This is a genomic window from Okeanomitos corallinicola TIOX110 (assembly GCF_038050375.1).
GTDB lineage: Bacteria > Cyanobacteriota > Cyanobacteriia > Cyanobacteriales > Nostocaceae > Okeanomitos > Okeanomitos corallinicola.
On the sequence record NZ_CP150887.1, the window covers coordinates 26,945 to 39,750 of the forward strand.

Genomic DNA, 12,806 nt, shown 5'->3' on the forward strand with positions numbered 1-12,806 from the left:
ATTTGATATTAGTTGTTCAATTGTGAAATAGGAGTAAATCAATGTTGAAGAGAAAAGTCAACTGTTTTTGGTTAATGATAACAGGAATAATTCTAGCAGCTTGTACTCCTGATACTGTAGATACAAATAGCAAAAGTGAAAGCAATATTGCCAAAGCACAAGCTCCTTCTATCCCCGAATATCCACCAATGTATAATGTTAAAGTAAATATTTGTGGTAATATCATTGCCCCAATTAAAGATGGTAAACGCTGTATCAAGCACAATCTACGTTTGTGGGGACCAGTAGAAGAAGCGAAATTGGTTCAGACTGGTATTCCTCTGGCAGCAATGTCTGCTGTAGATCATAAATTAGCAATTAGGTCTAGAGGTTGCTATCCTGAATATTCTCAACCTTCTGATCAGCAGTTTTATTGGGCGGATCTCCTGATTTATGTGAATAAAACAGGAAAAAAACCAACAATTGAAGTAAACACAACTCAACTATCAAACCAAGAAATTTTCAGTTTAATAAATAGTCGGTTTTCTACTCCAACAATTGCCACGTTTGGTGGTGTCGGCTGTAAACCTCTACCTGTTAAAAAATAGTTACACCTGATTCCTTTTGTATCAATTGATAATTGTTTAACTCAAGGTTTTAAAACTCATCTTTCAAGGGGAAAAACCAAAAAAATCTGCTTTTTCAATCCTTTGACTTTAAGGTAGAGGTCACAATACTGCTCGGTTTACGAAACTAAATAAGGCTGAACCCCTTGAAATATTGTTATTTGTGATGCCCAAAAATGCTTAACCGAGTAGTATTAGTAGAGGTCATTGTTAATTGTCCATTATTGAACTGTTCTCTGTTCCCTTTTTTTGTAGCAGGATATCCTGTATTTTGAATACTTGCCGACAAACATCAAAACTCAAAACTGCTTTCTTTTCCAGGCAATTTTGAGTTTTTATTTAGAGAATTGAAGAGATTATGCAAATTTTGTTTGTACTTTCTTCTGAAGTAAGTTGATAATTGCAGCTTTTTCTAAAATTCCGACTAACAACCCATTATCACGAATTACAGTCAGTGCGGATAATTTTTTTGTTTCGAGCAACTGTACTACTTCTAGCAACGGTTGATCTGATCGTACAGTGGTAGACTGCTCAATTGGTTTCATCACTTTGATAACTTGAGTTTCTGCCCATAATGTATTTGGGATAGTTCGCAAGTCATCAACTGATATTGCTCCTAACAATTGTCCTTGTTCATCTGTCACCAAGAAACGACGGTATTCTTGAGCATTTAAGAGTCGTTGATCTGCAAACTCTCTTAAATTCAAATTTGCTTTGACAATCGGGCTATCATTGGTTACAACATCCGCTGCTGTTAAACCTGTGAGTTTTTCTTGCACTCTAGCAAATTGGGCAGCGTTACCAGCATTTTGTAGCAAGAAGAAGCCAATTAACAAGTTCCAGAAGTTAGCAAAGCTACCCAACAATAGTAGAGGAATTAAACCAGAGGCGATCGCTAACCAACCAAAGATTTGTCCAATTCGGCTGGCAACAACCACTCCTTTATAGGATTTACCAGTGATTTTCCAAACTATTGCTTTCAGGATATTTCCTCCGTCCAAAGGCAAGCCAGGAATGAGGTTAAACAGAGCTAATGTCAAATTAACAGAAGCCAGTAGACCAAGGATAGCAGCCAATGGTCCAGATGCAGCAGTCGCAACACCAACTGCGGTCGCTGTAGCAAATAGCATCAAACTAACTATGGGACCTGCAATAGCTACCCAAAAAGCTGCTGCTGGAGTTGGCGATTCTTTTTCTAAGCTTGCCAGTCCACCAAATATAAACAGCGTGATTGATTTAACATCAATTCCTTGGCGAATAGCGACAAAGCTGTGTCCTAATTCATGGGCGACAACTGAGCCAAATAACAACAGTGCCGTCATCAATCCTAGTACCAAAGGCAATCCCCCACCTAATTGGGGAAATTGTGCCGTCAGTCCACTACTGTAGCTCCAAGTTACCAAACCTAGAACTAAAAACCAGGAAGGATGTATATAAAAAGGTATTCCAAAAAGGTTGCCAACCCGAATTGTGTTATTCATGGCATTCACCTGTGACATGGGCATTGAGAAGTTTGTTCTTTCTCTCAATGCCCTTATCGTAACGAAATATTAAGTAAATTTAATCTTTGTAACAGTAGTGGTGTCCGTCCATTAAGGTGTGGTTAGGCGAATTTAGCTTCTAAAATACAGTTTTTATGGATAAGGGTGGGTGGGTAAAAAGTTACTCCACTTAAATGTGGGGCTGCTGTCAATACTGCTCGGTTAAGGAAAAAGAGGGGGTAAGATCAAGGGAAATATGTTCGCGTTTTATTTACGAGAACTAAGAGCCGAGAGAAAACAGAAAAGCCACACCGTGAACACAGAACAGTGTCCCTATGAATAAAATAATATTCAATTGCTCAAATATAAAGGTAAGAAAGCGAAAATATAATCAGACTAACTAGCAATTTTTTTAATCATAAAAGAAGGTTGATTGATAGTGGTACTACCACGATGACATCGTTTTTTACTGAGGAATTTGGAGCGCGTCTTTTTCAAAACTCTAGGATTACTTCTAAATTGAGGAGGAGGGATTTCTAAATCTAAAATTTCTGCAACTAACCAACTATAAAATAGATGTAAATCTTCAGCAGCAGCTTGTTGGAATTGAGGAACAGCACGTCGAATTAATCGTAAACTACCAGTAAAACTCAAACGTAATGGAGAAATACCAGCTTCGGCAGCACTTTGGAACATCAAACAACGAATACAAAAATGTCCCAACAACCAACCATAAATTTCTTGAATGACTTCACGAGGATTCTTAGAACGAACCAGAGTTTTGCGCCCCAATAGATGCACCTTTAATTCATCCAAAGTATTTTCAGCTTCCCATCTAGTATGATATTCTTGAGCCAAAACCAGTGCTGGGTAAGCCGAAATATCCATTAAATCAGTAATCAAACGGTATACTTTCTCAGAACCATTATCTTCAATCACATATTCAATGACACGAATAGGAATTCTGGTTGCACCTTTCTTTTTAGATTTACCATCAGGTGCAATCCAAGACAAATAAGAACCATCAGCCAAAGTCTTAACTACCTCAAATTTCACATTCGCTGGTACACGACCAAGGATATGACACTTTTGTTTGATTGCGGCATGAACCATTTTAAAAGAATGCAATCCCCTATCCCACATTAACAACATTCCTTCCCCAACACTGCGAAGAATTTGAATCGCTCTTTTTCTTTCGCCAATTCGATAGGGACTCAATAGAGCATCAACAATTACATGAGTTCCTGCTTCTACTAAGAAAACCAATCTAGCTTTGGGAAAAGCTGGATATGTACCCGGTCTTGAACCAGGATAACCAAATACTTTAGCATTGGCTGGAGTATCAGGAACATCAAAAACTGTTCCGTCTATAGCCATCAATCTTAAGTTTCCCAAAAAAGCACCTGGTGTTTGTATTGTAGCTAGGGGTTTTGCTACCATTTCAAACAAACGAGTCATCACAGCAGGACCGATTCTTTGACGTGCTTCGCTGATAGATGAAGAAGTTGGTGCAGTAAAACGTAGACGATGGGGTATTTGTAAACTACTCAAACCTTGAATCAAATTTTTGAAGACATCAACTATGGAGTCAGTTGACCAAAAACTCATGGCAATGACTAAAGCTACAACTACGTGAGTGGGTAGTATTCGTTCTCTTCGCTCTTGAGACGAAGTATTAATGATTGCTCTGTGTATAGTTTGAGCGGGAATGACTTGTTCTAACGCCACCAGCAATTGTGCTTTGGCCACTGATGCTGTAATGACTTCAAAGTTGATTAGTGACATTTGCACCCCTGTTCAGTTTCATTTTAGTTGTAAAATAGTATAGAATAAATGGGTTAATGTTCTCGTACTTAATCCGCGAACAAGTAATTTTTTCTCATTCCCCCCGTAAGTCAATGCCTGCAAAAGACTCAGATATTATTTCTAGAGCCGAATTAATACAACAAGCTATTGCGACTTTACAACTATCTATTCAACAAATTCAGGCTTCTGGGGAGGTAGCACCTCCTGGATGTTGTGTTTTGCGTTACCAAGCACGGGGTAAACAGGGTACTTATTGGTATTACAAGTTGCAGGCTAATAAACCTATCTTCCCTACTCAACAACCTGATAAACTCAGCAAATATAAGCATTTAGGCAAGGCTGGCAGCCCCAATCATATTCATGCTGTCCTCTCAGTTGCCAGACGAACCCAAATTGACCACTTGCAGTCTTGTATTGATTCTCTTAGGCAAAATTGGGTGGAATTATACGATAGCCTCAAAGAGAAAAAGTAAATTTGTTAGTTCTCGTAAATAAAACGCGAACTCTTTTCTCCTGATCTTACCCCCTCGTTTTCCTTAACCGAGCAGTATTGGGGCTGCTGTTTTCAGTAGTAGATATAGCTGTAGCGATTCAGACCAGGACATTATTGATCCTTAAAACCTAATCGTAGCAGGGGTTTCACTCTCAAATAAAATGCCCCGATTTTAGATAATTCGGGGCATGATAATTAATCTTCGATTTCTAAATCTTCTTCATACTCATCTGATTCAAAATCCTCATCAGCTACATCATCAAAATTGCTGTTCAAGCTATTTAATCCTTCGATACGTTTAGAACGAGCAGCTTTATGAGCAGCACGTCTATCTCGAATTTCATCCAAATTATTCAATCCGTAAAGTTTGCGTGCATAATTGACCAATTCTTTTAATGGTGTATTCACATAATCTTTGCGGAATTGGTAATTATGTTTCTCCCAATCAAATTCTTGTCCATTAAATCGGGCTGCGGCTGCTAATTCTCTACCAGATTCTTCTCGTAATACTTCAATTACCATCAGGTGTACTTTTTCCTGATAGGTAGTTACTCGCTCTAAAGCTGGAATGTGCTTTTCAATTTTCCGTACTGTTTTGGATACTTTGCGAGCGTTTACCATGAGAAATACTCCTTGTTATTTTCTATTTTTCTCATAGAAACCGCATCGAAAGATGCCATTAAACTTCATGATTTACAATTGATAATTGACATTTATTTTCATAATTATCACCAGTTCTGATCATACAAACTATAGCAATTCTAAATGATATATGAGAGTTCAATAAGCCTTTAAAATTTATAAAATAAGGATTTTTATCTACGAATTTTCTCATGTTTAGGGTATGACTACTATAGAATTTATAAAATGATGTTTTAGAATTTTCAAATACAAACTGACATCTTGCACCAACAAAAATTGATGTAATTTCGTTACACCGTATAATTCCAAAAATCTTGATTTACCGTTTAAAACCAATAAAAATAACGTAGTCTTAGGGCGGATATTTTTAGCTCATCTGGGTTTGTACGGAAAGGTGCAAGATATGAGCAAATAAAAAAATAACCTGTATTGTTGTTGGCAATACATGGTTATTTTAGATGATTATTCTGTCAATCTCTGAGCATCAATTATTCGTCTTCATCATCCTCATCTAAGTCGTCATCTTCATCCAAGTCCTCATCAAGTTCTTCTTCGTCATCCTCATCTAAATCGTCATCTTCGTCTAAGTCCTCATCAAGTTCATCATCTAAATCATCCAATTCTTCCTCTTCTTGTTCTTGGAAGGAATTGCGACGTTCCAAAGATGCACGGTTGAATTCGACTAAATCAGCTATTGCTTGTTCTGGGTCGGTGCTAATTGTGTCGTATAGCATACTCATGAAAATAGCAACTACTTCTGGTGGATATTTCATTGCATCCGGGTGTCCAAACAATTTAGGAAATAATTTGCTATTCCATTTCTGCCAATCAAACTTTTTATTACCGCCTTTCTTTTTTACTTGAGCAGCAATATCAAGTCCGAGTTTTTCACGGGCTGCATGACCGATTTTAGTAGAAATTCTGGAGTCTCGTAGCTGTAATTTAATCCCGTATTCTTTGAAGATTACATTCCGCAATTCCTTCAATAAGGCTAATGCTTCTTGTTGTGGTGAAGCGGTTACTGCTTTAGATTTAGTGGCGGAAGCTGCATTATTTGTTTTTGCTGATGCTTTACCGTTAGTTGTATTGCGAGTGTTGCCGTTAGTACGAGTTTTGGCTGTTGCCATTTTACTTTCTTCCTTTCATGAAGTGAATTTTTCACCTCTTTGCCGCAATCGCGGCTTTCATCTCCATTTACTTCCAATTTCATAATTGAGATTCCAAATCTATCTTTGTTATGACAACTATTTGCACTTGCAAATGTCCAAATAAACAAGTAGATTATTCTGGTGATATAGCAATCAGATTTGAGTTATTATAGCTGGGGAAGCGTAGCCATATTGAATGATAAAACAGGCAACAAAAGGCATTCACATTTTATTTAGAATTACTATAGCAATTCCCATTTAAGTGAGGTATGAGCAAAAAGAATTAACCGCAGATGGAAAAGGATGAGCGCAGATAAACACAGATAAATTTGTACCCCGTTAGACTAGGAAATGCTATATATGCTTATTCATATTCAATAAAGCAGTAAAAAAGTACAAAGTTAAACAGTAGCAACAAGAGCGAATACTGACGAATATATTTGCGTAATCTCCTCTTTGCTTCACTATAAAATCGAGCATTTAGAGGAAAATTGTAAGATGAGTGCCATGCTAACCGAATTTACCCTCGCCAACTTTAAAAGTTACAGTACAAGCGGAACTGTGAGCAGTTCGGCAGGCTCAATGTCCCAGCTGTCGAAAAGCCGATTGCCTCTAGGATCTTTGACTGTCCTCATAGGAGCTAATGCCGCAGGTAAAAGTAACGCCCTGGAAGGTTTGCGCTTTCTGTCATGGCTGGCACAAGGGCAAAAACTCTCTAGCATTCAATATGCGGTGAATAGTGCAGAACGTGTTGTACGCGGTCGAGTTAATGATTTGTGTCATCGGGGAGAATCAAGTTTTACTATCGGTTGCCGTTTAGACTCAACAGAGTGGAACGAACTCAATATAACCCTCAATGTGCGTGACGGAGAACTGCATATCAGTAGCGAACGAATTGCTGACTCGACAAATCTAGTCCCGCTATATGAGCTAAATCAGCCTTCTGAAGGGATAAATACTGATGTTAGTGTCGCGTATAACAATTTTACCAAAGGAAAGAACAAGCCACGAATAACGTGCAGTGATCAAATGGCTATCTTTGTGCAATTAGACAGCCCTGCCCGTTTTGATGCCAAATATGACTATTCGCAAAAAATAATCCCGGAAATAGTCCGCCAATATCAACGAGTCTTACAGAATATCCTGTTTCTAGATCCCGTTCCCGCCAAAATGCGCGAGTACAGCTTCAAATCTGATAAGCGATTACAAGAAGATGGTACTAATCTGTCCAGCGTTCTCTATCGCTTGTGGGAGAACCAACCTGAAAATCAACAGGCCATTCTCAACTTTATCCAGAGTTTACCAGAACAGGCTATAGATGGGCTAGATTTCCTTATTGGTCCACGGGATGAAGTCATGGTGCAATTAGCTGAAACTTTTGGTAACACCCGTCGCTATTGTGAAGCCGCATTGTTATCAGATGGCACATTGCGGGTGTTAGCGATCGCAGCAGCTATGCTATCAGCAACTGAAGGAAGTTTGGTAGTTATCGAAGAAATTGACAACGGTGTTCATCCCAACCGCGCCAAGCATCTACTGTCTAGCATCCGAGATATTGCCGAGCGGCGTAAATTACGAGTGCTGCTTTCCACACACAACCCAGCCCTAATGGATGCTTTACCCGATGCTGCCCTGGGTGATGTAGTCTTTTGTTACCGAGATCCAGAGGAAGGGAATCAAGGAAATAGTCGCCTGATCAGGCTTGGGGATATGTATGATTTCCCCAGTCTCATATCGCAAGGACCATTGGGACAACTGGTAACTGCTGGGGTAGTGGATAGGTTCGTTAAGTCACCCCACACACCTGAAGATAGAAAACAGCAGGCTCTGGCCTGGCTGTCTCGTTTACAGGAGTACAGCAATGAGTAGTATTTGTCTGATTGATACCAGCATATTCCTGGAAATACTTAACGTTCCCAACTATAATCAACATAGAGCATCAGTTCTCGAAGATTTTCAGACCTATGCTCAATCTGGCTGTACTTTTTTGTTGCCTATGGCGACCATTCTCGAAACAGGCAACCATATTGCCCAAAACGGCGACGGCACAATGCGAAGGACAACAGCCCTACGTTTTGTTAAAGAAGTTAAAGAAGCATTTACAGGCGTAGCTCCCTGGCGAACTACTACATTTCCAAACACAACAGAAATAATGTTGTGGATTGATCAGTTTCCTGATCTGGCTGGTAAAAACAAAGCCCCTGAGAAACAAGAAGGAACAAGCTTCGGGGATCTCAGCATCATTGAAGAATTTAATAAATCGTGTAAACTTTTCCCCATGAGTGAAGTGTTTATTTGGTCGCTAGACAGGGATTTACAGAGCTATCATCAAAAGCCAAAATGACTATATGAGCCATCTGTGATATACTCAATCACTTCTTGTAGAACATCAGCTAGATGTAGCTTTTGGCAAGCAATTACGTTGTTAAAAAGATGTTTATGGTGGGGGAAACTAGGCAAGTTGGGAAAGTGTGGTGTACTGTCATAACGAAAAATCAGACTATTTTGCTCATCTTGAAAGTGATAGCGGTAATCAACATATTCAATCTGATTATTTACAACAACAAAGGCTTCACTGACTGCTAGTAAATATCTAATCGCAAAACGTATCCTAATGCGGAGATTAGCCCGCTCTGTCGTTAAAATTACCGTACTATACTCCTCAATGTATGCGTTAGAGCAATTAATTTAAAGTTGCTCAACTTCATCTAAATACCCTTGGATAATTTTACGCGACATTTTTGAGTTTGCTGGTTATTTCTTGGTGTAACGCTAGATAATGCTGATAATTTCCTGCCCATTCGACAAACTCTTCATCATCAGAAGTTTCTCCTTGGCTATATTTGGCAAAAAAATCTTCTGAACTCATTTGGTACTTGATTTCATAAACATTTAACTGTTTGGTAAGGGCTAGTAACTGAATCAAAAAATCTACCTAAAGCTACTCATATCTGATTATAGAATTACCTACAATCAAGATGTGAGTAAATTTAACTCTCCATCTTGAACGACACTAAAACTATCAGAATTAGTACATACATCTTCGAGGTTATTATTAATTAATTTATACATTAAACAAGTACAAGCGATTTGTGATATGCTCATTTTTGGATCTGTAAAATATCTAAAAGAGCGGAGGTACAAAATAATTGTTACTAGGATTTAAAACTGAGTTAAAGTTAAATCAAAATCAAATTTCCAACATAGTAAAACACTGTGGAGTAGCCCGTCATGCTTGGAATTGGGGATTATCTTTAACTAAACAAATTCTAGAGCATAACCAAAAACAACCAGAGTCAAAAATTAAATTTCCCACAGCAATTGATTTACATAAATGGTTAGTAGCTTTAGCAGGGTTAGCGCATCTCAAACCCTATTGACAAGGGGATTTATTAGATATGTGGGAGGATGTTCAAGTGACACAACTCAAGGTAGGTTAAAAGATAACCCATCTAGCCATTGTATCTAAGTAATGTCAATAGGATTTAAGAAGAAGTGCAAAACCAGAAAATCTGTTACACCCAGTGTAGACAGTAAAGAGATTACCAGCAACTTTCTGCAACACTTTACAGGAATAAAAGACCCTAGAGTGGAAAGGACTCGATGGCATTTACTCACGGATATTATCACTATTTCCTTGTTGGCAGTCATAGCGGGCGCAGAAGGCTGGGAAGATATTGAAGAGTATGGACTAAGTAAAAAAGAGTGGTTAGAAACATTTTTAGAACTACCAGAAGGAATACCCAGTCCAGATACATTCAGAAGAGTATTTGAGAAAATAAACCCCAAAGAATTTGAGCAATGTTTTCGCAATTGGGTGCAATCATTAGTGGAGAAATTGGGTGTAGAAGTAGTTGCTATAGATGGTAAAACTCATCGAGGCTCATATGACCGAGAATCGAAACTGAAAGCCTTGCATACAGTGAGTGCCTGGGCTTGCGAAAATAGGTTGATTTTAGGGCAAACAAAGGTCAATTGTAAATCGAATGAAATCACCGCAATTCCAGCACTGTTAGAAACTCTGGACTTATCTGGCTGCATTATTACTATTGATGCGATGGGTACACAGAAATCAATTGCCGAACAAATCATAGCTGGAAATGCTGATTATATTTTAAGCTTGAAAGATAATCATCCCACCCTACATCAACAAGTAAAAAATTGGTTTGAAACAGCACAATCATTAGACTTTAAAGGTGTTGATGTCAGTATTAGTCAACGAGTCGAAAAAGGACATCATCGCATTGAAAATCGCACAGTTTATACTGTTCCAATTTTAGAATTACCAGCTCTTTATGAACAAAACCAATGGGCAGGATTAACAACAGTAGTCATGGTAGTTCGTAAGATTCAGCATTGGAATAAAACTACCCATGAGGTGCAATTTTATATCACTAGTCTTGATAGTGATGCTAACAAAATTGGTAGTGCAATTCGACAGCATTGGGGGATTGAAAACTCTGTTCATTGGACATTAGATGTCACTTTCCATGAAGATGAATCTCGAATTCGTTCTATGCACAGTCCACAAAACTTTGCTTTATTACGTCGCATTGCCCTCAATGCCTTAGACCGAGAACCAACTTTTCGTCGTAGTATTCGACAAAAATCAAGACGAGCTGCGATGAATGATCAATACATGGTTTCTGTGTTAGCCGCATCCATAGCAAACTATTCTCCTTGAGTAGAATCCTCTTGTCAATAGGTTTTGAGATGCGCTAACCCTGATCAGGTAAGACAAGGTTATCAACCCACTGAAGCTGAACTATTTGAGTTTTTTCCTCCTGCGGATCAGGATAAGGCATTTATGGCTGATATTGCTAATAAAATTCAAGTAACTCAAGGTGAAATTGACCCTATTACTGGACAATTATTTACTGGTGAACGGTTGATTGAACGAGTAGCACAAAAGCATTTTGGTGGTGATAATAGCAAAGTTGATGCAAATAGTTCCGATGCTTTTGGTCGTCTTAGTCTTCAAGATTATGGCAGAACTGTTTTAGCTTTGTATAGCAATAATAACAGCGATAATGGAACTTTGACTTGTATTCCTAGTTTAACTTCTAGATACATGAATGACAATCATGACAATTAAAGTATTGGTAATTAGATCAACACAAATACTCTGGATTTTATTTATTTCTCTCATCAATCAACACTTTTGGAATGGTTTTTATGAGTTTATAACAAACCTTTCTATCTATATTTATAAACTGATTACTGATGGCTGAATACTTACGATAATTTTGCACTGAGTGAGGTAGTTTTTATGACTAATTTATCTAGCAAATCTATATCTTCAGAACCAAATATAAAGCAAATACCTGATAATAATTTGCATTCAGAAAAGAGATTTGAGCAAGCAATAGCAGAAAAAGAAGATGTTTCTTTATCAGCTTCTTTTACTCAGTCTACACCACTGAAAACAACAGCATATCAATTACCAGAACCTCCTATGAGAATACGTTATGGAGTGCATTGGTTTCGCATTGGTTTTAGTATCTTTTTGCTGCTTTCTATGATTTTGAGCTTAGTTGGGTGTAGTTTGAATGCTGCAACTGTGAATTGGAAAAAAGCTGCTGATGTTGTTTCTACTTCTGTTTTAGAACAAGTGATTAGAGATAATACAGAATTAAATACCAAAGCTGCTGTTGAAAATATACTGGTTTGGGATGTTTCAGTAAAAGATGGGAATTTCAGACTTTTTAATTTTAATACTCCAGAAGTTTGTGGTGCTTTGGGTTGTCTGTATGCTGGTTATTGGTTTAAACAAAATCAACCAATTACACAGGTATTTTTGAGTTATCTAAATCCAAGTTTACCACCAGGAAAGCAATTATTAGCCGTAGGAGAAACCAGGAATCAATCTTTACCTTGTATTAAGGTATTACAAACAGAAAAACAGCAGTTACGGCAATTAAATTACTGTTTTAATGGTAATCGTTATCAAGTTGCAGATAGTCAACTTTTAGCTACTATAAATAATTCACCCAAATAACAGTTTTATTATTCAATAAACCACATCCATTACTTTAGCTAGTAGTATCATTAAACTACATTTTTGGACGGTCTTGAGGGAATTTATAAGGAATAATTTTCTTCAATACAGATTTGCTGAAGTTCCTTAATATCATCAGCTAACATCTTTGTTTGTTGAGCTTGTCCTAGATTGTCTTGGTTATAATTTAGAGAAACCTGAGATTGGTTTAAAAACTTTTGAGTTTTTGAAAGTGAATCAAATTTTAGTACCTGTTGAATTTGTTCAGCAGTCATGATACCATTTCGATAAGCTTCTATTGCTAAAGTTTCTAGGATTTTTTGGGGTAAGTCTTGCCAGTTCTGTTGTAGTTGGTTGCCAATATCTTCAGGAATCTCGATAGTGATTTGCATAATTATATTTTTTCCCTCTCATCAGGATTAAACAGATATATCAGTTAGGACATTGTATTTGAATTCAAAGAGAACAGGGTACAGATAATAAATAGAAAAATGTCCTAACAATTTTATCTATTGCTATACTACTATAATTCCCAACGTAAATTCAAGCAAGGAAATAACACTATTTACTAAATATAGCATTTTCTAGTCTAATTAAGTACAAAATTATCTGCGTTTATCTGCGTCCATCTGT

General features: G+C 37.6%; 15 protein-coding genes and 1 pseudogene. 8 read left to right on the forward strand and 8 right to left on the reverse strand.

The features are described 5' to 3' along the window. The first annotated feature begins 41 nt into the window (after positions 1-41). Complete coding sequence (locus WJM97_RS22950) at positions 42-587, forward strand: hypothetical protein (protein WP_353933336.1); 546 nt, start codon at positions 42-44, stop codon at positions 585-587. Positions 588-961: 374 nt separating this feature from the next. On the opposite strand, the gene WJM97_RS22955 is transcribed toward WJM97_RS22950, so the two are convergent. Beyond that, complete coding sequence (locus WJM97_RS22955; protein WP_353933337.1) at positions 962-2,086, reverse strand: site-2 protease family protein; 1,125 nt, start codon at positions 2,084-2,086, stop codon at positions 962-964. Between the two features lie 396 nt (positions 2,087-2,482). Next, positions 2,483-3,871 carry an IS4 family transposase gene (locus WJM97_RS22960; protein WP_353931353.1) on the reverse strand — a complete coding sequence of 463 codons (1,389 nt, stop codon included), beginning with the start codon at positions 3,869-3,871 and terminating at the stop codon, positions 2,483-2,485. A 113-nt stretch (positions 3,872-3,984) separates the two neighbouring features. Here WJM97_RS22960 and WJM97_RS22965 point away from each other — a divergent pair, with 113 nt between their 5' ends. Next, positions 3,985-4,365, forward strand: a complete 381-nt coding sequence (locus WJM97_RS22965) for a hypothetical protein (protein ID WP_353931352.1) — start codon at positions 3,985-3,987, stop codon at positions 4,363-4,365. Positions 4,366-4,580: 215 nt separating this feature from the next. On the opposite strand, the gene WJM97_RS22970 is transcribed toward WJM97_RS22965, so the two are convergent. Together WJM97_RS22970 and WJM97_RS22975 are read right to left on the reverse strand one after the other, a co-directional pair. Further along, positions 4,581-5,006 carry a hypothetical protein gene (locus WJM97_RS22970; protein WP_353933338.1) on the reverse strand — a complete coding sequence of 142 codons (426 nt, stop codon included), beginning with the start codon at positions 5,004-5,006 and terminating at the stop codon, positions 4,581-4,583. A gap of 509 nt (positions 5,007-5,515) precedes the next feature. Further along, positions 5,516-6,154, reverse strand: coding sequence for a primosomal protein (locus WJM97_RS22975; RefSeq protein WP_353933339.1), 639 nt, complete (start codon positions 6,152-6,154; stop codon positions 5,516-5,518). A gap of 519 nt (positions 6,155-6,673) precedes the next feature. Here WJM97_RS22975 and WJM97_RS22980 point away from each other — a divergent pair. Next, positions 6,674-8,044 carry an ATP-binding protein gene (locus WJM97_RS22980; RefSeq protein WP_353933340.1) on the forward strand — a complete coding sequence of 457 codons (1,371 nt, stop codon included), beginning with the start codon at positions 6,674-6,676 and terminating at the stop codon, positions 8,042-8,044. Further along, on the forward strand, positions 8,037-8,519 hold the full coding sequence (locus tag WJM97_RS22985; RefSeq protein ID WP_353933341.1) for a hypothetical protein: 483 nt from the start codon (positions 8,037-8,039) through the stop codon (positions 8,517-8,519). The genes WJM97_RS22980 and WJM97_RS22985 overlap by 8 nt, the downstream gene beginning before the upstream one ends. Here the strand turns inward: WJM97_RS22985 and tumE are convergent. The 3 genes from tumE to WJM97_RS23000 all read right to left on the reverse strand — a co-directional run bounded on the left by tumE (position 8,504) and on the right by WJM97_RS23000 (position 9,280). Next, on the reverse strand, positions 8,504-8,863 hold the full coding sequence (tumE, locus tag WJM97_RS22990; RefSeq protein WP_353933393.1) for a toxin TumE: 360 nt from the start codon (positions 8,861-8,863) through the stop codon (positions 8,504-8,506). The two genes, WJM97_RS22985 and tumE, sit on opposite strands and share 16 nt — an antisense overlap. A gap of 40 nt (positions 8,864-8,903) precedes the next feature. Next, a complete protein-coding gene (locus WJM97_RS22995; RefSeq protein WP_353933394.1) occupies positions 8,904-9,044 on the reverse strand; it encodes a hypothetical protein in 141 nt (46 codons plus the stop codon). A 104-nt stretch (positions 9,045-9,148) separates the two neighbouring features. Then, the gene (locus WJM97_RS23000) at positions 9,149-9,280 is read right to left on the reverse strand and encodes a hypothetical protein (RefSeq protein WP_353933342.1); all 132 of its coding nucleotides are present in this window, start codon (positions 9,278-9,280) and stop codon (positions 9,149-9,151) included. A gap of 44 nt (positions 9,281-9,324) precedes the next feature. Between WJM97_RS23000 and WJM97_RS23005 the strand changes: the two are divergent. The 4 genes and pseudogenes from WJM97_RS23005 to WJM97_RS23020 all read left to right on the forward strand — a co-directional run. Next, positions 9,325-9,525, forward strand: a pseudogene (locus tag WJM97_RS23005) (helix-turn-helix domain-containing protein); the annotation flags it as partial. Positions 9,526-9,647: 122 nt separating this feature from the next. Beyond that, on the forward strand, positions 9,648-10,859 hold the full coding sequence (locus WJM97_RS23010; protein WP_353933343.1) for an ISAs1 family transposase: 1,212 nt from the start codon (positions 9,648-9,650) through the stop codon (positions 10,857-10,859). A gap of 24 nt (positions 10,860-10,883) precedes the next feature. Beyond that, entirely contained in the window at positions 10,884-11,270 is a 387-nt protein-coding gene (locus WJM97_RS23015; protein WP_353933344.1) for a hypothetical protein, read from the forward strand. 174 nt (positions 11,271-11,444) lie between these two features. Continuing rightward, entirely contained in the window at positions 11,445-12,173 is a 729-nt protein-coding gene (locus tag WJM97_RS23020; protein WP_353933345.1) for a hypothetical protein, read from the forward strand. Positions 12,174-12,256: 83 nt separating this feature from the next. On the opposite strand, the gene WJM97_RS23025 is transcribed toward WJM97_RS23020, so the two are convergent. After that, positions 12,257-12,565, reverse strand: a complete 309-nt coding sequence (locus WJM97_RS23025) for a UPF0175 family protein (RefSeq protein WP_353933346.1) — start codon at positions 12,563-12,565, stop codon at positions 12,257-12,259. Positions 12,566-12,806: the final 241 nt, after the last annotated feature.